This is a genomic window from Microbacterium sp. BG28 (assembly GCF_034044005.1).
In the GTDB taxonomy this organism is placed as follows: Bacteria; Actinomycetota; Actinomycetes; order Actinomycetales; family Microbacteriaceae; genus Microbacterium.
Genome location: NZ_JAXCHA010000001.1, coordinates 874,127 through 894,626, shown reverse-complemented (window position 1 = coordinate 894,626; position 20,500 = coordinate 874,127). Strand labels below are relative to the sequence as shown.

Sequence of the window (20,500 nt, the reverse complement as noted above, 5' to 3'; positions counted from 1 at the left end):
TCAGGCCTCTGCCATCGCGACGGGCAGGCGGGTGTGCACGCGCCAACCTCCGTCCGGAGTCGCCGTCGCCGTGAGCGAGCCGCCGAGCAGCTCGGCGCGGTCGCCCAGTGCGGTGAGCCCCCATCCGAGCCCGATACCCGGATGGCGCTCGGCGTCGTGCTGCCCGGGGGCGTTCGCGACGCTGACCTCGAGTGCACCCTCGGAAAGCCCCACCGCCACGTCCACGCGCGCGCCGGGCGCGTACTTGGCTGCGTTCGTCAGGGACTCCGCGATCACGCGGTACGCCGTCGTGGAGACGACGGCCGGCAGATCGTCCGGCGCCGCCGCGCTCACGAGCCGAACATCCGCACCGCGCGCCCGCCAGAACTCGACGAGCTCCGCAGTCTGGCGCAGGTCCCGGGTGACTTCGGCCGGCTCGGAGTCCACCGCCCGCAGATCCTGCAGCGCGCTGGAGAGGCTGGCAGCCGCGAACCTGCCCTCGGCACGCACCTCTTCCACGAGTTCGAGCGCATCGGCAGGATGGGCAGGCGCCATCTTCAGCGCAGCATCGGCGAGGGTGATGAGTCCCGCGAGGTGCTGTCCGGCCACATCGTGGAGCTCCTGGGCGATGCGCGCGCGTTCGGCCGCCCGCGCCTGCTCGACGCGCTCCTCGTGCTCGCGCTCGACGGCTTCGGCACTTCGTCGAGCCCGCTCTGCGCGTGAGACGACGACGTGCCACCAGATGCCGAGGGCGGCGGCCGAGAAGGCGAGGAGGGCGAAGCGGGTGATCTCCGCGATCAGGAAGGCGACGATGTGCCCGGGGTTCTCGCCGAGTGTCGACGTCCATCCGACCCAGACGAGCGCGATCGCTGAGGTGACCAGCGCCGCCCACCCGAGAGCGATGACCGGCGTTGCACGCGCGGTCACCAGGAAGAGAGCCAGCACGATCACCAGTTGCATGGCGGCGAGCCACGTCGGGGCATCGGTGACGAAGAGCAGTGCCACGTAGGCGGCCATCGTCGCCGTGAGTGCCAGGACCGGATGCCGAGCGCTGAGCGCGAGGCTGGCCGATTGGAGCAGGCACCCGGCCGTGAGCGCCGTGATCATGACTGCGGGGCTCAGCGGAAGGGTCCAGGTCATGCCGGCGTCGACGAGAGCGGAGATGGGCGTGACCAGCACCTGCGCCAGCGTCGCGACGCACATGATGGCCGCAAAGATCACTCCCGTGCGCCAGCGGTCGAGAAGGCCGAATGGTCCGGACGACGCGACCGACGCGGCGGCGGATGGGGGGACTGGTCGCATCCGTTGCCGGCCTTCTCGTCTCGTCGGGATGGGGCTTCTCCGCCGCCGATCCTATGGTGGACCGTCGCCGGCACGCGGCGGCAGGATCCGACCGCAGGACGACGGCATTTCATCCATACGGATGATGACGGCCCGCCTCCGATCGGGTTGTCTGGAATCGTTGCCGCGTATGCGGTGGTGTCCCTTGGGGGGAGAGCCCGTCATCAGGCCGCGTCGGGCGGTCGTGACGGGATCGCTGACACCGCTGCCCGCGGCCTCGGTGGGCGCCGCTCGGGTGGCGGCGCCCACCACACCTCTCGCGCCGCATCCGATACTGGAGACAGTGACGCGGAGGAGGGGCACATGCAGGAGTCAGCGCACACGGCGGAACTCGGTTTCGGTCTCGCGGCCGTGGGGCGACCCGCCTACATCACGAGCGATCGCGAACACGATCTCGGATCCCCCGCGGCCCGCTCTGTCGCCGCGCTTCAGAGCCGGGTCCATGCGCTGCTGGACACCGCCTGGGCGCTCGGCGTCCGCTACCTGGATGCGGCGCGCTCCTATGGTCGAGCCGAGGAGTTCCTCGGCTCCTGGCTCGCCGCGAACCCCGATCGCCGATCCTCGCTGACGATCGGCTCCAAGTGGGGTTACGAGTACGTCGGCGGCTGGGATCCGGCGGCGGCGATCCATGAGCGCAAGGAGCACACGCTCGCGATGCTCGACCGGCAGTGGCCCGAGACGCTCGCCGCCCTCGGCGGACCACCGGACTTCTACCTCATCCACTCAGTCACCCCCGACTCCCCCGCGCTCGCCGACACGGCGCTGCTCGAGCGGATCGGCGAGATCCGCGACGCGGGCGTGCGAGTGGGGATCTCCACGAGCGGGCCCCGTCAGGCCGAGGTCATCGACCGGGCGAGAGCGGAGCACGGCGACCTCTTCTCCGTGGTGCAGTCCACGTGGAACGTGTTCGAGGCGTCGGCAGGCCCCGCTCTCGCGCGGGCGCACGAGGCGGGGTGGACCGTCGTGCTGAAGGAAGTGCTGGCCAACGGCTGGCTGAGCGACGCCCACGCGCCGACAGTGGTCCGGGATGCGGCGCGCACCGCATCCCTCACCGTCGACGAGTACGCATTCGCGGTGGCCCGTCGTCAGGAGTGGGCCGACATCGTGCTCAGCGGCGCCGCCACCGACGACCAGCTGCGTCGCGGCGCCGAGCGCAGTGCGCCCGCCGACGACGTGCCGATGCCGTTGTTCGCCGTCGATCCGGAGAGCTACTGGCACAGGCGGTCCGCGCTCGACTGGGCGTGATGGCTCCTGCAGGAGAAGCTGAGTGTTGCTTATGCGATGACACCGATTTGTCCCCCATATGGGGGACAGGGGTACTCTGGTTGCACGAGCCCTTCACCTCCCCCAATCGAAGGGCTCCACGGCCCCCTCCGCTCCCCCCAGCAGGAGGGGGCCTTTCTCATTGGCCGCGTTCGCGGTGGTAGGCGCGCAGGATCGCGTCGCCACGCGCGGCATTGCGGGTGACAAGCGCGCCGCGCAGAGCTTCACCGGCTCGGTGACCCGTGTCGGACGCGACGTCGATGAACGCCCAGCCCTGGAGATTCCGCTCGAGTGTGAGCGACGTCTCACGGATGAAACGGCCCAGCACGACGTTGCCGGTCGCCATCGAGAGCGCCCGGAAGAAGGCCGTCGACGCCTCGGTGTGCCCGCCTGTTCCGGCGGGAGTGGCGAGCATGCGGTCGTAAGCGGCGACGAGGAGGGTCAGCTGTTCGTCCGAGCACGTCGGCAGTGCGGCCCGCAGCGCCTCCGCCGTGAAGCCGACGATGAAGGCGCGGGTGTCCGCGATGAGGCGCTCGGTGGGCACGGTGACGCGGGTGAATCGGTTCGCGGAGATCTCCACGAGACCGATGCGCTCCAGCCGTTGCAGCGCCTCGCGCACCGGTGTGCGCGAGATGCCGAAGCGTTCGGCCAGCTCCACGTCGCGCAAGGACTGTCCGGGGGCGAGCTTTCCGTCGCGGATGGCGCGACCGAGCAGCTCGAAGACCTCGTCTCCGAGCATCCGGCGACGGCGCGGCGGCCGCGATGTCGGGTGGTCGGCCATGGCGCGACCAGTCTACGGCGCGGGCCGCCGAGCGACCGCGGAGTTTTGCCCTGTCGCCGGGGAATCTCTGTGGTGATTCGGCGGCGACACAGTAGAGTGATCGCTGTCGCGCTCCGCGCGACGTATCCGGGGGGATCCGTCGACGCCCGGGCCTATGAGCGCAGCTCGGCCCGGGCGTCGAATGGTTAACGGCCCGCGTCGCCCGTGCAACGATTTCGTCACCATCTGCAACTCTTCCCCACTGACCACTCCGCGCCGCTACGGTGGGAGGTCACTGGCGCAGAGGGTGCCGGACGCACAAGAAGGCAAGGCATGAGCACGACGGGTACGGTCAAGTGGTTCAACTCCGAGAAGGGTTTCGGGTTCATCGCTCCCGATGAGGGGGGCGCGGACGTCTTCGCTCACTTCAGCGCGATCGACGGCAACGGATACCGCTCGCTCGAGGAGAACCAGCGGGTCGAGTTCGAGGTCGAGCAGGGCCCCAAGGGTCTGCAGGCAGCGAAGATCCGCGCTCTCTGAGGCGCGAATCGACAAGAGGGACGGGATGCCAGGCATCCCGTCCCTCTTGCGTTCGCGTCAGGACGTACCGCGGGCGAGCTCGAGACCCGCACCGGCGAACTGACGCAGGGTCGCCGTCGGCAGGAAGGCTCTCGTGAGCCCGAGGCCGATGCGGGTGAGGTCGCTCTCGTCGCGATAGAGCAGGTACATGGTCTCGTACCGCGGGTGGAACTTCTCCTTGAAGCGGTGCAGCGACTGGAACCCGTAGACGGGCTCCAGCGCCTCGGCGAGCTTGCCGCTCAACTCGGCGATCAGTCCGGCGTCCGGCGGGTAGTCGTGGGCGAGCGGCGCTCCCGACAGCGACATGATCTGCGCGCCCTCCTCGGAGAAGGCCTTGGCGGACGAGCCGATGAGGAACTCCATGACGGGGCCGAAGCCTCCCTCGCGTCGACGCATGAGATCCAGCGTCCAGCCGTGGATACCGCCGCCCGGAGCGTAGACGGGCAGCCACGACAGGAACCCGTCCACATCGCCCGCGGGTGAGATCGCGAGCGCGAGACGCACCTCCGGGTCGGCGGCCTCGGTCAGGGTGCCGAGGGTGAAGCTCATCTCGGGGAGGCCTTTGTCGCCTACCCAACTCTCGGAGATCGCTCGCAGTTGCGCGCGGATACCCCACGGTTCGTCGGCGAGCCGCGTGAGTCGGAACGTCATGTCCTCGCGCCCGGCGCGGTTGAAGGCGGTGCGAACGGCGTTCCAGGCCTTGCCGGTGAACTCCAATCCGGGAAGGTCCACGATCGTGTCGTCGGCCACCACGAGGCTGCGCCAGCTCTCGGGCACCGCGTCACGGGTTCGTTCGCTCGCGCTGAAGAAACAGGGAACGAGACCGGCGCGCTCCGCCGAGTCGATGAAGGTCGACACGGCGGAGCGCGTGTCGGCCTCCGGGCCGATCGGGTCGGCCAGCACCAGCGCGACGGAAGCGCGGCTCTGGAATGCGACGATGCTCTCCGACACCCGGGCGTAGTGGTTGCCCTCCCACGTCGTCATCCACGACAGCGTCCCCCCGCCGAAGCGGTGCAACTGCTCGCGCAACGCTGCCGGGTCCGGCGCGGGTGGCTGCCCGATGCGGGTGCGCCGGCGGGCGCGGAAGGCGCCGCGCACCCAGACGAGATAGATGAGAACGAGCAGCCAGAGCACGCCGGTCGCGAGTGACAGCGAGGGATCGCCCGAGAGGACGTCGGCGGCCTCGGCCCACCCCGCCAGAGCGATGAGCAGGGCGAGGGCGACGAACAGCAGCAGATTGATCGCGGTGATGATCAGCCCCAGGACCCACGCCCATCGGCGACCGCGCCGCAGCCCGTCGGCGATCAGCGCGACGACCGCCACGTCGACCACCACATCCCAGACCGACCCGGACCCGGGCGTGGTCGACCCGAAGGGGCCGCTGGTCGGAACCACGAAGACGATGATCTCGAGGACCGCGAGGATGGCCAGTGCGAGGAAGGCGACGAGCCGCTGCTCCCGCACGGTCGTGCGCTGCGGGCGCAGTGAGCGGTCCACGAAGAGCACCAGGACCACCGCCAGCAGGTGCTCGATGTCGTCGAGATTGCCCCAGAACAGCATCGTGACGAAGACGTAGCCGAGAAGCAGCAGCCAGATGCGCATACGCCACGGTGCGCGAAGCAGCCCCACGGCCGCGGCGATGGCGGCGAAGGCGCCGCCGGAGGGTCCGACATCCAGCGCACCCGCCTGCGTCATGGCCCAGGGCCAGCCGGTGAGCGAAAGGGCCCAGACGAGCAGGGCCGCCGCCAGCACCGAGAACAGCTGCCCGACGGTGAAGTAGGCGAGCGCCACGCGGGTGCCGCGGCGGAACTCGAGGTACGCCATCCCCGCGAAGCTTGCCACCGCGAACAGGTACAGGCCCGGGTGGCCGATGAGGAACGTCCCGGTGACCGGCGTCCACCAGCGGCCGGCCTCGAGGGCGGGCCAGCCGTAGGCCCACAGCTCCATGCCGGGGTTGCGGTGGAAGGGATGCCAGAGCGCACCGGTGGCGATCCCGGTCACCAGAAGCGCGGCGACCAGGACGAGAGTCGCGGGCACGCGCTGCGCGACCCGCATCGCCGCGCGGGGCCTCGGCCGGCTGGCGGCGTCGTGCGTCGTCATGCGCTCACGATAGCGACGCGCAGGGCTCAGGCGTCGGAGTCGACCAGCAGCAGTGCGTGGAGTTCGGCGGCATTGTCGACGACGGCTTGGGCGCCCTCGGCCTCGTGCGGCCAGCTGAAGCCCCACCGCACGAAGATCACCGGTACGCCGTTGGCCGTCGCGCCGTCCACGTCATGGTGCCGGTCGCCGATCAGCACGGGACGCGAGGTGTCGACCCCGGCCGCCCGCATCCGCCGCAGGGCCTCGGCGACGATGTCTGCCTTCGTCGCGAGCGTCTTCTCGTCGGGGGTCGCCCCCGTGATGGCCGTCATGTGCTCCGCGAGGTCGAAGTGCAGCATCAGTGCCTGCACCTGGTTCTCGGGCTTGGAGCTGGCCGTGCCCTGGGGCACTCCCGCGGCGGCGAGGTCGTCGACGATCTGTTTGACCCCCGGGTACAGCTTCACGTCGGTCGTGTAGCCGTCGGCCTTGCCGAGCTCGCGATAGAAGGTGACCGCGTCCGTGGCGCCCTCCGGCGTCATCCCGGCGTGGTGCTGGAAGGACTCGTACAGGGGAGGACCGATCCAGTGCACCAGCTCGGCGCGCGTCGGCGCCGGCAGACCGAAGTGCTCGAGGGTGATCGTCAGGCGGCGCAGGATCCCGTCGGACGCGTCGACGAGCGTGCCGTCGACGTCCCAGAGGATGCAGGAGAAAGGGGATCCGACGGACATGGTTCCCACGCTATCGTGCGCCGGGCGGCGGGTCGTCGCCGCAGCGGGCGCTCCGACTCAGAAGAGTGTCGGCAGGCCGCTGTCGATGCCCTTCATGGCCTCGTAATCGAGCACGACGCAATCGATGCCGCGGTCGGTGGCGAGGGTGCGTGCCTGCGGCGCAAACGCCTGGGCGGCCAGCACCCCGCGTACCGGGCGCAGGTGCGAATCCCGGTTGAGGAGGTCAAGGTAGCGCGTGAGCTGCTCGACCGCGTCGATCCCCGCTCGGCGCTTCACCTCGACGGCCACGTGGAGCGCGCGCGGCGTCTCGTCTTCCAGGGCGACGACCGTGGCCGCATCCGGATCGCGCAGCATGAGATCCACCGGCCCGATGGCAGTGGGGAACTCGCGGCGCACGAGGGTGAGGTGCTCGCCGATGACCCCCACCTGCTCGGCCAGCAGGCGCTGCAGGTCGGCCTCGACGCCGTCCTTCTGCAGACCGGGGTCGACGCCGAGCTCGTGGCTGGAGTCGTGGATCACCTCGTAGAGGCGCACGAGCAGCGCGTCACCGGTCTTGGCGTGAGTGACCCGCCACTGCTCGATGACGCCGGCGCTCGCCGCATCCTCGTCGGGCTCTTCGACGGCAAGCGAGCATGGCGGGCTCATCCAGTTGAGGGGCTTGTAGGAGCCGCCGTCGGAGTGCACGAGGAGACTGCCGTCGCCCTTGTGGACGAGGAGGCGGGTCGCGAGGGGCAGATGGGCGTTGAGGCGGCCGGTGTAGTCCACGGAGCAGCGGGCGATGACGAGACGCACCCGAAGAGCCTAGTTGCCGCGGAGGCCGTCTTCGACGCTCACAGCAGATCGAACAGGCCGAGCTCGGTCGCCGCCGCACGCGCGAGCAGGAAGCCGATGATGCCGAGGATCCACGACGTGGTCTCGCCGGCCGTGCGCGAGAGCCATCCCGCGAGACGCTCGAGGGGGCGCTCGATCAGGCGCGCCGCGACGATCCGTAGACCCAGCAGCACGAGCGTCGGCAGGATCATGACGAGGCAGTAGGCGGCCAGTGCCCCCACCTGCACCGGGAGTGTGAGCGGCGACTCCGCGAGCAGCGTCATGCCGATCAGGTACGGGAGCATGGTCGCCAGCTCGACGATCCCCGCCGCGATCGCGACGGCGATGACGGTGCGCGCCGGCACGCCGTCGGCGACCAGCCGGTCGCGCCACCGGACGATGCGCCCTGGGCCGGCGTCGGGGCGCTCCCGCATCCGTTTCTCGTGCGTCGGGATCGCGAAGGCGGCGATCAGCAGTGCGGCGCCGACGATCAGGCGCACGACGGCCCCGGCGGTGGAGGAGAAGAAGTCGCCGACCACGTCGATGACGTTCATGAGCCCGAGCAGGAACAGCACGCCGACCGCGAGGTAGAAGAGCGAGATCGTCGAGAGGTAGAGCAGGTGGCGCCCGACGCGCACCTTGCCCGGCACGATCATGAGCAGAAGCGGGATGACGAGGGTGCCGACGCTCAGTCCGTCGACGAGGGCGAGCACGAACAGGGTGAGCGGCAGTGCGGCGCCGGGAATGAGGTCCACGCTCCGAGTCTTCGATGCGGACGGCTTGCGCACATCGGGCGAAGGACGCACCCTCTCCCCGGCGCCTCCGTCCTTCGACGGATGCCGCAGACGCATGCCTGTGCTTGCATGAACGCATGGGCGAAGCAGAGGTCTCCCGGCTGCGTGACTGGGTGCGCCGGCACCGGGGGCCCGCCGACGCGCTCATCTATCTGCTGATCGCGCTCGCCGCCGGCGCGCTGGGGCTCACGGTGTCGGGTGCCATCGTGCCGAGTGTGTTCGCCGCCGCGTCCCCGTGGTGGGCGTTGATCCCCGCGCTCGCCGCCGTGGCACTCGTTCTCGTGCGCGACCGGTGGCCGATCCCCGCCCTGATCGCCGCGGCGACGGTCATGGCCGTCGACGTCTTCGCCTTCGGCGGACTCGTGCCCCTGATCGTCGCCGTGGACGTGTTGTACGTGGCCGCCCGCGAGACCGAGCACCGCCGCCGCATCCTCCTCGGCATGATCGCCGTCGTCGCGGTCATGGCGATCGCGGCGGGGTGGATCACCGGTGACGCGCGCGCGGCATTCCTCGTCGCCCTGCAGCTGGGGGCCTTGGGAGGGTTGGGGTACTGGTACGGCACCGCGGTGGCACAGTCGCGGGAGCTCGTCGCGCTGCATCGGCAGCAGGCGGAGGACGCGCGACACGAGGGTGCGCGGCAGCGGGATGCGGCGGTGCAGCGCGAACGCGACGCGATGGCGCGAGAGCTGCACGACGTCGTCGCCGGTCACGTTGCGGCGATGGCGATCCGTTCCGAGGCGGTGCTGTCGATGCCGCCGGATCCGGATGCCGATCGGGCCGCACTCCGGGCGGTGCGCGACTCGTCGCGAGAGGCGCACGACACGCTGCGCACGATGATCGCGGTGCTCCGCGACGGCGGCACGCAGATCGCGGCGCCCGCGGGCGTCGCGTCGATCGACGACCTCGCCGAGGCCGCGCGCCGCTCCGGACTGGAGGTGTCGCTGGAGAACGACCTCGCCGCCGACCTCAGCACGCCCGTGGACCAGGCGGTCGCCCGCATCGTGCAGGAGTCGCTGGCGAACTGCGTCCGTCACGCACCCGGGGCCGAGGTGCGCATCCGGCTCGTCGAGGAGTCCGGGGAGGTGTCCGTGCGGGTGGACTCCCGCGGAGCATCCGCGCCACCCGCTCAGCTCGTGGGCAACGGGTGGGGCCTCGAGCTGCTCCGTGAACGCGCGAAGGCCCTGGGCGGGCGGCTGGATGCCGGCCCCCGTGCCGATGGATGGCGCGTCGAGGCTCGCATCCCCGCGGCGGTGCCGGCATGAGCGCGCCACGGGTGCTCCTGGCAGACGACCACGCCGCCATCCGTGAGGGACTGCGCATCCTGCTCGTCGCCCACGGCGTCGAGGTGGTCGGCGAGGCCGCGGACGGCACGGTGGCGGTGCGCAACGCGCGGGCCCTGCGGCCGGACGTCGTGCTGATGGACCTGCGGATGCCGGGCATGGACGGCGTGGAGGCGACCCGTCGCATCCGCGAGGACGACACGAGCGACGTGCTCGTGCTGACGAGCTTCGACGAGGACGAGCTGGTGGACGCGGCGCTCGACGCCGGGGCCGTCGGATTCCTTCTGAAGACGGTGTCGGCGGCGGCCCTCGTGGATGCGGTGCACAGCGTCGCCCGCGGCGACGGGGTCCTCGACCCGCGGGTCACCCGCCGGGTGCTGGCGCGACGCACGGGGCCTGCGGAGCGCTCCCCCGCTCCCCCGGTGCTCGACGCGCTGACGCCGCGCGAGCGCGAGGTGCTCGCCGCCCTCTCGGAAGGGCGCTCCAACCATCAGATCGCCGCGCTGCTGGAGATCTCCGTGCCGACGGTGAAGACGCACGTGTCGAGTGTGTTGACGAAGCTGGGTGCGGAGAGCCGTTCGCACGCCGTGGCGATCGCCCGGGGTGACGCCGGGCGCTGATTCGCGCTGACACTTGCTCTCAGCTGATGCACAGGTATAGGTTCTGATCACGCCGCCTACCTGGGGGAATGGTGCGTTCGACTCCGGCGCGCGGGATGCCCGCGCAGGGTTCCGTCGCGCGTTGGATCGATGTGGGGATCGCTTTGGCGACCTCAGAACCGGAGCAGGGTTGATCCGCTTGAGCCGTTCGGCCGTCGTTGCCGTTTTCGCCACGCTCTGATGGCGAACAACAACGTGCGCAACCGGCTCGACGAATTCCGTTCGCTTCGCCACTTCGACTTCGTCGCACCGGCGGAGGTGGTGGAGTGGGCACGTGAGCAGACGGAGACCGGCGAGTTCACCCCGGCGATGTTCGAACTATCAGAGCTAGCACCGCCCTCGGCGGCTGATGTGGACGAGTATCTCGCACGGATCGCCGAGCAAGAAGGGTTACCCGAACTGGCCGAGATCCGAGCAGCGGCCCGCGTCGTCAGCGCCACGGCTGATTCCCTCAGCGCTGGGACGATAGCGCCACGGGCTGCGGCACGGCGCCTGTGCGATCTCAGGATGAGGGTGCCCCTCCTGACCGCGCGGCTGAGCGCTTTCGTTTCGCTCGCCGACGACTGGGATGAAGCGCCGGAGCGACGATCTGAGTTTGATGCGGCGATCACGGCCGAGGTCCGACGTGTGGCGCTCGACATGGATCACGTGATCGACAGTGGGAGCGCTGGCGACGGGCACAATCTCGTCCTTACCGAACCCCCGCCTCGATCCGGAGCCCGGTACCCGGACAAGGGAACCCACACCCTGACGTTGGCTCAGGACATCGCCCGGGCGGTGCGGGGAGAGAAGCCTGCCACCGGTCTTGACGGGCGTCCCGTCGTGCAGCCCTGGGCTGTCGGGCCGGGTCGCATCATCGCGATCGTGTGCGCGGTCGTGGGCCTGGGGCTCGTGTTCTTCTTCCCGCCGCTGTCGATCGCGCTCGGCGCGCTCGCATTCACTCTCGCCAACACCGCGTGGGCGCACCTCACACCCGTTGATCCCCGTCGGCCCCTGACGGTGTGGGGCCAGATCCTCGCGGGAGCGTCCGTGATCGGCGGAGTCATCGGCGTGATCATCTGGTTCTCGCTGCGGTGATCCGGAGAACGGCAGGCCGGATGAGCCCGCCGCATCCGCTCAGTGACCGCGCGGCGCCTTCTCGTCGGAGGAGGTGACCAGCGGGCGCGCGGCGCCGGAGAAGAAGCCCGACGCCACGATCAGCCCCACGATGATCAGCAGCGTGTTCAGCAGGCCGATGTGCTCGCTGATGAAGCCGAGGATCGGCGGCCCGCAGAGGAACGCGACGTAGCCGATCGTCGCCGCCGCGCTCACCCGCGCCGCCGCGTGCTGCGGGTCGTCGGCCGCGGCCGACATGCCCAGCGGGAAGCCGAGGGATGCACCCATCCCCCACAGCGCCGCGCCGACGAACACGAGCGGCATGTTCGGCGCGAAGATGAACAGCACGAGTCCGACCGCCGCCGTCACGGCGAGCGAGCGCAGCACGACGACGCGGCCGAAACGATCGACGAGCGGTCCGCCGAAGACGCGCACCACGGTCATGGCCACCGAGAACACCGTCAGCGCCGCGGGTCCGAGCGCCGGGTCGGCTCCGTGATCGTCGACGACCGCGAGGGAGAGCCAGTCGTTCGCGCCGCCCTCGGCGAAGGCCATGCCCAGAATGATGACGCCCAGCGTGTAGGTGCGGGGCTCCTTCCACGCGCTCAGCGCGAGACGGATGCGTTCGCCCCATCCCTTCGGGGCATCCTCCGCGTCGACGTCCATCGCGACGTCGCGCACCGGCACGTTGGAGGCCGCCACGACGGCCAGCACGGCGATGACGACGGCGACGATGGCCGTGTGCCCCACGACGCTGAACGCTATGGCGGCCGCCGCGGTACCGAGGCCCGCGCCGATCACCGTGCCGAAACTAAAGAAGGCGTGGAACAGCGGCAGGATCGTCTTGCCGGTCTGCTTCTCGATCGCGGCACCCTCGACGTTCATCATCACGTCGAGCGAGCCGTTGCCGAAGCCGAAGAGCGCGAGCCCCGCGAGCACGACGCCGTACGTGTGCAGGTAGTCGGTGCCGACGCCGATGAGCACGAGGCCGAGCACGACGAAGAAGAGTGCCCCGAGCATGCCCTTTCGCGCACCGAAGCGCGCCAGGATCGCGGAGCTCGCGGTCAGCCCGAGGATGGAGGCGACTCCCATACCCAGCAGCAGCATGCCGACCTGGATGTTGTCGATGCCCAGCGCCACCTTGATCGCCGGCACGCGGGAGGCCCAGGTGGCGATGCTCAGACCGCTCGCGAGGAAGATCGCGAAGACGGCTGTGCGCCACCGCACGACCTGGGAGCGAGACAGCACTGTTTCCATGCGCTCACCCTACCGAATCGATTCGATCCTTGTCGCGGCGCGGGGGGTTAGCATCGAGGGACCATGAACGCACGCCGTGCCACCATCGCCGACGTCGCCCGTCAGGCGGGAGTCGCCGCCTCGACCGCGTCGGTGGTGTTCAGCGGCAAGACCGCGGTCTCCGACGCGACCCGCTCGCGCGTGCTCGCCGCTGCCGCCGAACTCGGCTACTCCGGGCCCGACCCGAGGGCTGCGTCGCTCCGTCTCGGACGCTCCGGCGTCGTGGGCGTCGTCATCGGCGACCGGCTGCGCGCGGCCTTCCGCGACCCCGTCACGACGATCATGCTCGACGGCCTCGCCGAGGGTGTCGCCGAGCGCGGGAGCGGCCTGCTGCTGCTCCGCGATGACGAGTCGGGAGGCGCCGCCCTCCCCGCCGCACCTGCGGACGCCTTCGTGCTCATCGGCTGCAGCACGCGGTTGCGTGCCGACCTGGAGGTGCTGCAGCGGCGCGGTGTCCCCGTCGTCGTCATGGAAGGGGATGCGGGCGAGGGGATCCCCCGCATCCGCCTGGACAATCGCGACGCGCAGGCCGTCATCGCCCGCCACGTGCGAGAGCTCGGCCACCGACACGTCGTGGTGGTCGCTCTTCCCGTCGGCGGGGGGCGCGGCACGGGATGGTTCGATCCGGAATCCGTGTCGCAGATCGCCGTCGACGTCACCCGCGAGCGTCTCGAAGGCGCCCTCGATGTGTTCCAGGATGCCCGCGTGTACGCGGCGGGGGCGAGCCTCATCGACGAGGGTTACTCCGCCGGCCGCGCCATCCTGACGGCACCGGGTGAGCGACCCACGGCGATCCTCGCCCAGAGCGACGTGTTGGCGGCGGGCATCATCCGTGCCGTCCACGATGCCGGGCTGCGCGTGCCCGAAGACGTGAGCGTCACCGGGTTCGACGGCGTCTCGGTCGACGGTGTCGCGCCCCTCACCCTGACCACGATGGTGCAGCCGGCGGCCGAGAAGGGGCGCGCCGCGGGGATCGCCGTCTCGGCGATGCTCGAGGGCGTCGTTCCCCCCGACATCCTGCTGACCTCTGTGTTCCGCCCGGGTAATACGACGGGCCCTGTTTCGGCGTCCGTGGTGCCAGGTGCCTCATCCGGCCCGTAGAATAGAGAGCGACACCCCGATCGCCTGGGTGGTTCCGCCTGCCACGGAGCCCCGACGACCACGAGGAGGCCGCGTTTGCTGGTACTCCTCGCTGCGTTTGCACTCGTCCCTCTGCTGCTGCCCTGGCTGGTCTCCCGTCTCGGGGCTCGTGCGTTCGTGGTTGCGGCCCTCCTGCCGATCATCGCCTTCGGGCACACCCTGTGGCTCGCGCCGCAGGTGCTGACGGGGAGCATTCCTTTCGAGACATACGAATGGATGCCCTCGCTCGGTATCCAGCTCTCGATGCGCATGGACATCCTCAGCTGGGTGCTGACGCTCGTTGTGACCGGCGTCGGCGCCCTGGTGATGCTCTACTGCCGGTGGTACTTCGCGGGCAAACGAGAGGGCCTCGGTCAGTTCTCCGCCGTGCTCCTCGCCTTCGCCGGAGCCATGTACGGGCTCGTTCTCACCGACGACATCGTCGTGCTGGTCATGCTGTGGGAGATCACGAGCGTTCTCTCCTACCTGCTCATCGGCTACTACCACGCGCGTGGCGTCAGCCGCCGTGCAGCACTGCAGGCGCTGCTCGTCACGACGCTCGGCGGGCTGGTCATGCTGATCGGCGTCGTCCTGTTCGTCGTGGAGGCCGGAACGACCAGCATCTCCACGATCCTCGCCGAGGCTCCCACCGGCCCCGTCGTCAACGCCGCCCTCGTCCTGCTCCTGGTCGGAGCGCTCAGCAAATCGGCGATCTTCCCGTTCCACTTCTGGCTCCCCGGCGCCATGGCCGCGCCCACACCCGTCAGCGCTTACCTCCACGCTGCGGCGATGGTCAAGGCCGGGATTTATCTGATCGCCCGCTTCGCGCCCGTCTACGCGGAGGCCGATCCGTGGCGTCCGATCATCGTGTGCCTCGGTGTGTTCACGATGCTGCTCGGCGGTGTGCAGGCCCTGCGCGAGTCCGACCTCAAGCGCATCCTCGCCTTCGGCACGGTGAGCCAGCTCGGGTTCCTGACGGTCGTCCTCGGCTTCGGCACGAGGGAGGCAGCCCTCGCGGGCCTCGCGCTCCTGCTGAGCCACGCTCTCTTCAAGTCCTCGCTGTTCCTCGTCGTGGGCGTCATCGACCGCCAGCTTTCCACCCGTGACATCAACGAGCTCTCCGGCGTGGGCCGGCAGGCGCCGACACTCGCGACCTTCTCGATCATCGCGGTCGCCTCCATGGCCGGTGTGATCCCCACCATCGGGTTCGTCGCGAAGGAGTCCGCGCTCGCGGCGTTCCTCGACGATGGATCGGTGTGGGCGACGGTCTCACTCATCGGCATCCTCATCGGTTCGGCGCTGACGGCCGCGTACGGCATCCGCTTCATCTGGGGTGCCTTCTGGACCAAGAAGGATGCGGACGGCACCGCGCGAGAGCGCACCGAATGGCCCGACCCGCCGGTCGGCTTCCTCGCGGCACCCGTCATCCTCTCCGGCCTCACGCTCGTGTCGGGGCTCGCCGCACCCTGGGTCGACACCGCGTTCGCGAGATACGCCGAGCTCGCCCCGCCCGCAGGAGAAAAGGCCACGCACCTGGCGCTGTGGCACGGGTTCGAGCCGGCGCTGTTCCTCTCGCTCGGCACGCTGGCGGTGGGCGCTCTCCTGTTCTGGTTCGCTCTGAAGGTGCGCTGGTCCGAGCGTCGCCGTGTGCTCCCGTTCACCGCCGCCGACGCGTACAACGCCGTCCTGCGTCTGATCGCACGCATCTCGGTGTGGACGACGACGCTCACCCAGCGCGGTTCGCTGCCCGTCTACGTCGGCACGATCTTCGTCGTCTTCGTCGTGTCTCAGGGCGTCACCCTGTTCGCCGCTCCCGAGTGGCGCGCGCAGCTGGATGCCTGGCAGTCCCCCACCCAGGTCTTCGTCGCCCCCATCATGATCGTCGCGGGCATCATCGCGGTGCGAGCCCGCAAGCGCTACACGGGCGTCGTGCTCGTCTCGGTCACGGGACTGGGCATGGTGGTGCTCTTCGCCACGAGCGGCGCCCCCGATCTGGCGCTGACGCAGATCCTCATCGAGACCGTCACGCTCGTCGCCTTCGCGCTCGTGCTGCGACGGATCCCTGCCCGAATGGGCGACCACAACGCCTCCGTCGCACCGCTCGCGCGCGCGGTGCTCGCCGGCGCCGTCGGTCTCACGATGGCTTTCGTCGCGGTCGTCGCGACCTCCGCGCGCGTGGAGTCGCCCATCTCGCTCGCCTTCCCGGAACTCGCCTATGACAAGGGCCACGGGCGCAACGTCGTCAACGTCGCCCTGGTCGATCTCCGCGGCTGGGACACGATGGGCGAGCTGTCGGTGCTCATCCTCGCGGCCACCGGTGTCGCTTCACTCGTCTTCGTCACCCACCGCTCCGACACGCTCTCCGACTTCACCAAGCCGCTTCCCCGCATCCCCCGCCGTCGTCCGCTGCTCGAGACGTCGGAGGGTCTGCGCCCGCAGGGCGCGGGCGAGAGCGGCCGTCGTGCCTGGCTCGTGGGCGGAGCCAAGGTCAAGCCGGAGAACCGCTCGATCCTGCTCGAGGTGGTCGTGCGGATCCTGTTCCACTCGATCATCATCGTGTCGCTGTACGTGCTGTTCGCCGGCCACAACCTTCCCGGCGGCGGGTTCGCGGGCGGTCTCATCGCGGGCATGGCGCTCGTCATGCGCTACGTCGCCGGCGGCCGTTACGAGCTCGGCGCCGCGGCCCCGACGGATGCGGGGCGCCTGCTCGGCGTGGGCATGCTCCTCGCCGTCGGCACCGCCGTGGTGCCGCTGTTCTTCGGCGTCGACCCCCTCACGAGCACCTGGTTCAACGCCGAGCTCCCGGTGCTCGGACACGTGGAGTTCGTGACGTCGACGATCTTCGACATCGGTGTGTACCTCGTCGTCATCGGACTCGTCCTCGACGTGCTCCGCAGCCTCGGCGCCGAGGTCGATCGCCAGAAGCTCCAGCTGGAGCAGCAGGGGGCGGGTGCCCGGTGAGTGTCTCCGTCGTCCTGATCGCCGTGATGGCCGTGCTCTTCGCGTGCGGCGTCTACGCGATGCTCGAGCGGAGTCTCACGCGGGTGCTGATCGGCTTCCTGCTGCTGGGCAACGCCGCGAACCTGCTCCTTCTCATCGTGATGGGCTTCCCCGGAACGGCGCCCTTCTTCGTGGAAGGGGCCGACTCGGCCCAGTTCTCCGATCCGCTCCCCCAGGCGCTCACGCTGACGGCGATCGTGATCACGTTCGCGGTCTCGGCGTTCCTGCTCGCGCTCATCTACCGCTCCTGGCAGCTGGGCCAGGCCGACACGGTCGAGGACGACATCGAGGACATCGCCCTTCGCGGTCGCGCCGCGGAAGACGAGGAGGCGATGGAGGACGAGTTCACCGCCGACGATGCGACGACGGACTTCGTGGATGCGGCGAGCGTGCCCATCACGGTGCTCGGCAGCCTCGACCTGCCCGGTATTCGAGACGATGCGCCGACCGACCGACCGACCAGCAGGCGCGATGAGAACGAGGAGGGCGAGCGATGAACGCATTGGTTCCTCTCCTGGTCACCCTGCCGCTCATCGGCGCGGCCGTCGCCCTCGTGTTCGGCCGGCGCCGGCGCGTGCAGGTCGCGGTCTCGATCACGACCCTCACGGCCGTGCTCGCCATCGCGGCCGTGCTTCTCGTGGTCGTCGACTCGGGGCAGCCGCTCGCGGTCGCGGTGGGCGGCTGGCCCATCCCGTTCGGGATCGTGCTGTACGTCGACCGCCTGGCCGCGCTGCTCGTGGTGGTCTCGAGCGTCGTGCTGCTCGCGGTCCTGCTCTTCTCGGTCGGCCAGGGCGCTGCCGACGGAGACGACGAGACCCCCGTCTCGATCTTCCACCCGTCCTACCTCATCCTCGCGGCGGGCATCTTCAACGCGTTCATCGCGGGCGACCTCTTCAACCTGTACGTGGGTTTCGAGATCCTGCTCGTCGCGTCCTATGTGCTGATCACCCTCGGCGGCACCGAGTCCCGCATCCGCGCCGGCATCGTCTACATCGTCGTCTCGCTCGTCTCCTCGATCCTCTTCCTCGCCTCGATCGCCATGATCTACGGTGCCCTCGGTACCGTGAACATGGCGCAGATCGCCGAGCGGATGGGGGAGCTGCCGCAACACGTCCAGCTCACGCTGCACCTCATGCTGCTGCTGGCCTTCAGCATCAAGGCTGCCGTTTTCCCGCTGTCGTTCTGGCTGCCCGACTCCTACCCCACCGCCCCCGCACCGGTGACGGCGGTGTTCGCGGGGTTGCTGACCAAAGTCGGCGTCTACGCGCTCATCCGCACCGAGACGCAGCTGTTCCCCGACAGCAACGTCAACGTCCTCCTGCTGATCGTCGCCCTCGCCACGATGATCGTCGGCGTGCTCGGCGCCGTCGCCCAGGCGGAGCTCAAGAGAATCCTCTCGTTCACGCTCGTGAGCCACGTGGGCTACATGGTGTTCGGGCTCGCGATCGCGACCCCCGCGGCGATCGGCGCGACGATCTACTACATGGTCCACCACATCGTGGTGCAGACCACCCTGTTCCTCGCCGTCGGGCTCATCGAGCGTCGCGCCGGCAGCACCTCGATCCTCAAGCTCAAGGGACTCATGCGCGCCGCTCCCGTGATCGCGGTGCTGTACTTCATCCCCGCGGTGAATCTCGGCGGCCTGCCCCCGTTCTCGGGCTTCATCGGCAAGTACGGGCTCTTCGACGCCGCAGCCCAGGTCGGCACACCGCTCATGATGGTCCTGATCGTGGCCGGTATCGTCACCTCGTTGCTCACGCTCTACGCGCTCATGCGCGCCTGGAACCTCGGCTTCTGGCGCGAGGACGACGCGGAGGAGCCCGAAGTCGAGGCACGCGTCGAGTACCTCGGCAACGCCCCGGCCGCCGGTATCCAGACCGAACGCCGCGTCATCCCCCGCGTCATGACCGCGGCGACCGCGGGCATGGTCGCCATCACCGTGGCCCTCACCGTGTTCGCCGGACCCCTCTACGACATGTGCACCCGCATCGGTGACGCGCTGCTGCAGCCGGTCCAGCTCGTGCAGTTGGAGACGCAGTCCGGGGAGGTCGATCAGTGATCCGACACCTCCGCGGCCCCAAAGGACTCATCGCCCAGACGTGGCGGCAGTTGCCGTTCTTCCTGTGGCTTGTCGCCCTGTGGATGCTGCTGTGGGGTCAGTTCACGGTCGTCGCGTTCCTGACCGGACTCGTGGCGGCGGTCCTCGTCACGCGGGTCTTCCGACTGCCGCCGGTGGAACTCTCCGGGCGCGTCAACCTCTGGTACGGCCTCGTCTTCGTGCTCGCCTTCCTCGGCGCGCTCGTCAAGGGTTCGCTTCTCGTCGCCTGGCAGGTCGTGAACCCCCGGCGCTATCCGGGTGTCGCGGTGATCGCCGTGCCCCTCGCCACGAACGACGAGCTGATCCTGGCGCACACCGCCGTCACCGCATCCCTCATCCCCGGGTCGCTCGTGATCGACATCGACCGTGACGAGAGCGTGCTGTACCTGCACGTCATCGGCGTGAACTCGGACGCGGACGTCGAGGCGCAGCGGCGCCAGGTGCAGCGGTGGGAGCGGCGGATCGTGCGCGCGGTCGGCTCGCGCGCGCAGCTTGCGCAGGTCGCGCCCACCCGCACGCGCGGCGCCCAGGCGAAGGAGGCCAGCCGATGAATCCGCTGCTCGTGGCGATCTACCTCGTCTTCGCCGTGGCCGCCCTGCTCACGCTCTGGCGCGTCATCAAGGGGCCCTCGATCCTCGACCGGGCCGTCGCGAGTGACGTGCTGCTGACCGAGGTCATGTGCGTGCTGGGCGCCGAGATGGCGATCAACCACCACACCCGCACGCTGCCCGTGCTGCTCGTGATCGCCGCGATCGGCGTTTTCGGATCCATCTCGATCGCGCGGTTCGTCGCGAGGAAGGACGCGAACCAGCGATGATCGCTCACGTCCAGGCGGATGCGGGATTCCCGATCGATGCCGTCCTCGACACCACGGCTCTCGTGTTGATCCTCATCGGCGCGCTGCTGTGCCTGACGGCGGCGATCGGCCTCCTGCGCTTCCACGACGTCCCCACGCGCCTGCACGCCGCGACCAAGCCGCAGGTGCTCGGCTTCCTGCTCATCTGCCTGGCGATCGCGTTGTCGGTTCGCAGCTGGGCCGCAGTGGCCTTCCTCGTCCCGATCGCTCTCATCCAGCTCGCGACGGCACCCCTGTCGGCGCACATGGTGGGGCGGCAGGCCTACCGCAACCGCACGCTGGACGAAGAGGCCATGTACGTCGACGAGCTGCGCGACAAGGACCCCGACCCGCGTTGATCGTTGCGGGCTACGCCGTGGCCGGCCCCGACTCCCCCGCGACGATGTCGTCGGCGTTCGTCGCGATCCACTCCAATAGCGGCAGCATGCGCGCCATGAGGTCACGACCCCGGTCGGTCAGCCGGTACTCCACGTGGGGCGGCACCGTGGGAAACGACTCCCTCTCGACGAAGCCGTCCGCGGTGAGCTGCCGCAGCGTCGATGCGAGCATCTTCTCGCTGATGCCGTCCACGGCACGGCGAAGCTCGCTCCAGCGGAGCGTTCCGCGCACGAGCGCCGAGAGCACGAGAACACCCCAGCGACTCATCACGTGGTCGAGAACCGTTCTCGTGGGGCAGGCGTGGGTGAACAATCCCTCGGGCAGGGCCTGCAATTTCACAAAACTCACCATGACGTGGGTACCTTACTCCAAAGTGGGTACCTGAC

20 protein-coding genes are annotated in these 20,500 nt (G+C 69.7%); 12 read left to right on the top strand and 8 right to left on the bottom strand.

All coding sequences use genetic code 11. The features are described from left to right. Positions 1-1,281 carry a sensor histidine kinase gene (locus tag SK224_RS04510; protein WP_320433588.1) on the bottom strand — a complete coding sequence of 427 codons (1,281 nt, stop codon included), beginning with the start codon at positions 1,279-1,281 and terminating at the stop codon, positions 1-3. Between the two features lie 342 nt (positions 1,282-1,623). On the opposite strand from SK224_RS04510, the gene SK224_RS04505 reads away from it, so the two are divergent. After that, the gene (locus SK224_RS04505) at positions 1,624-2,565 is read left to right on the top strand and encodes an aldo/keto reductase (RefSeq protein WP_320433587.1); all 942 of its coding nucleotides are present in this window, start codon (positions 1,624-1,626) and stop codon (positions 2,563-2,565) included. A gap of 157 nt (positions 2,566-2,722) precedes the next feature. Here SK224_RS04505 and SK224_RS04500 read toward each other — a convergent pair whose 3' ends face one another. Then, complete coding sequence (locus SK224_RS04500) at positions 2,723-3,364, bottom strand: GntR family transcriptional regulator (RefSeq protein ID WP_320433586.1); 642 nt, start codon at positions 3,362-3,364, stop codon at positions 2,723-2,725. Between the two features lie 312 nt (positions 3,365-3,676). Between SK224_RS04500 and SK224_RS04495 the strand changes: the two genes are divergently transcribed. After that, positions 3,677-3,883, top strand: coding sequence for a cold-shock protein (locus SK224_RS04495; protein WP_137418469.1), 207 nt, complete (start codon positions 3,677-3,679; stop codon positions 3,881-3,883). 57 nt (positions 3,884-3,940) lie between these two features. Here the strand turns inward: SK224_RS04495 and SK224_RS04490 are convergent, their stop codons facing one another. The 4 genes from SK224_RS04490 to SK224_RS04475 are packed head-to-tail and all read right to left on the bottom strand — an operon-like array spanning position 3,941 to position 8,294. Then, positions 3,941-6,022, bottom strand: a complete 2,082-nt coding sequence (locus tag SK224_RS04490; RefSeq protein ID WP_320433585.1) for a DUF2156 domain-containing protein — start codon at positions 6,020-6,022, stop codon at positions 3,941-3,943. A gap of 26 nt (positions 6,023-6,048) precedes the next feature. Further along, entirely contained in the window at positions 6,049-6,729 is a 681-nt protein-coding gene (locus SK224_RS04485) for an HAD hydrolase-like protein (RefSeq protein ID WP_320433584.1), read from the bottom strand. A gap of 57 nt (positions 6,730-6,786) precedes the next feature. Next, positions 6,787-7,521, bottom strand: coding sequence for an endonuclease NucS (gene nucS, locus SK224_RS04480; RefSeq protein ID WP_234074123.1), 735 nt, complete (start codon positions 7,519-7,521; stop codon positions 6,787-6,789). A 38-nt stretch (positions 7,522-7,559) separates the two neighbouring features. Beyond that, on the bottom strand, positions 7,560-8,294 hold the full coding sequence (locus SK224_RS04475) for a GAP family protein (protein ID WP_320433583.1): 735 nt from the start codon (positions 8,292-8,294) through the stop codon (positions 7,560-7,562). A 116-nt stretch (positions 8,295-8,410) separates the two neighbouring features. On the opposite strand from SK224_RS04475, the gene SK224_RS04470 reads away from it, so the two are divergent. From SK224_RS04470 to SK224_RS04460, 3 genes are all read left to right on the top strand, one after another. Next, positions 8,411-9,595, top strand: a complete 1,185-nt coding sequence (locus SK224_RS04470) for a sensor histidine kinase (protein WP_320433582.1) — start codon at positions 8,411-8,413, stop codon at positions 9,593-9,595. Continuing rightward, positions 9,592-10,233 carry a response regulator transcription factor gene (locus tag SK224_RS04465; RefSeq protein WP_320433581.1) on the top strand — a complete coding sequence of 214 codons (642 nt, stop codon included), beginning with the start codon at positions 9,592-9,594 and terminating at the stop codon, positions 10,231-10,233. The genes SK224_RS04470 and SK224_RS04465 overlap by 4 nt, the downstream gene beginning before the upstream one ends. Before the next feature lie 219 nt (positions 10,234-10,452). After that, positions 10,453-11,349, top strand: coding sequence for a hypothetical protein (locus SK224_RS04460; protein WP_320433580.1), 897 nt, complete (start codon positions 10,453-10,455; stop codon positions 11,347-11,349). Positions 11,350-11,388: 39 nt separating this feature from the next. Here the strand turns inward: SK224_RS04460 and SK224_RS04455 are convergent, their stop codons facing one another. Continuing rightward, a complete protein-coding gene (locus SK224_RS04455) occupies positions 11,389-12,624 on the bottom strand; it encodes an MFS transporter (protein ID WP_320433579.1) in 1,236 nt (411 codons plus the stop codon). A 63-nt stretch (positions 12,625-12,687) separates the two neighbouring features. Here SK224_RS04455 and SK224_RS04450 point away from each other — a divergent pair, with 63 nt between their 5' ends. The 7 genes from SK224_RS04450 to mnhG all read left to right on the top strand — a co-directional run bounded on the left by SK224_RS04450 (position 12,688) and on the right by mnhG (position 20,074). Next, complete coding sequence (locus tag SK224_RS04450; RefSeq protein WP_320433578.1) at positions 12,688-13,764, top strand: LacI family DNA-binding transcriptional regulator; 1,077 nt, start codon at positions 12,688-12,690, stop codon at positions 13,762-13,764. Between the two features lie 75 nt (positions 13,765-13,839). Continuing rightward, the gene (locus SK224_RS04445; protein WP_320433577.1) at positions 13,840-16,743 is read left to right on the top strand and encodes a Na+/H+ antiporter subunit A; all 2,904 of its coding nucleotides are present in this window, start codon (positions 13,840-13,842) and stop codon (positions 16,741-16,743) included. Further along, entirely contained in the window at positions 16,740-17,279 is a 540-nt protein-coding gene (locus SK224_RS04440) for a Na(+)/H(+) antiporter subunit C (RefSeq protein ID WP_320433576.1), read from the top strand. The genes SK224_RS04445 and SK224_RS04440 overlap by 4 nt, the downstream gene beginning before the upstream one ends. After that, positions 17,276-18,841, top strand: coding sequence for a Na+/H+ antiporter subunit D (locus SK224_RS04435; RefSeq protein WP_320433575.1), 1,566 nt, complete (start codon positions 17,276-17,278; stop codon positions 18,839-18,841). Before SK224_RS04440 ends, SK224_RS04435 begins: the two co-directional genes overlap by 4 nt. Then, positions 18,838-19,431: a Na+/H+ antiporter subunit E gene (locus SK224_RS04430; protein ID WP_320433574.1), complete on the top strand. Its 594-nt coding sequence runs from the start codon at positions 18,838-18,840 to the stop codon at positions 19,429-19,431. The genes SK224_RS04435 and SK224_RS04430 overlap by 4 nt, the downstream gene beginning before the upstream one ends. Then, positions 19,428-19,697: a monovalent cation/H+ antiporter complex subunit F gene (locus SK224_RS04425; RefSeq protein WP_309734260.1), complete on the top strand. Its 270-nt coding sequence runs from the start codon at positions 19,428-19,430 to the stop codon at positions 19,695-19,697. The genes SK224_RS04430 and SK224_RS04425 overlap by 4 nt, the downstream gene beginning before the upstream one ends. Further along, positions 19,694-20,074: a monovalent cation/H(+) antiporter subunit G gene (mnhG, locus tag SK224_RS04420; protein WP_320433573.1), complete on the top strand. Its 381-nt coding sequence runs from the start codon at positions 19,694-19,696 to the stop codon at positions 20,072-20,074. The genes SK224_RS04425 and mnhG overlap by 4 nt, the downstream gene beginning before the upstream one ends. Before the next feature lie 10 nt (positions 20,075-20,084). On the opposite strand, the gene SK224_RS04415 is transcribed toward mnhG, so the two are convergent. Then, positions 20,085-20,465, bottom strand: a complete 381-nt coding sequence (locus SK224_RS04415) for a helix-turn-helix domain-containing protein (protein ID WP_320433572.1) — start codon at positions 20,463-20,465, stop codon at positions 20,085-20,087. Between the last annotated feature and the right edge of the window lie 35 nt (positions 20,466-20,500).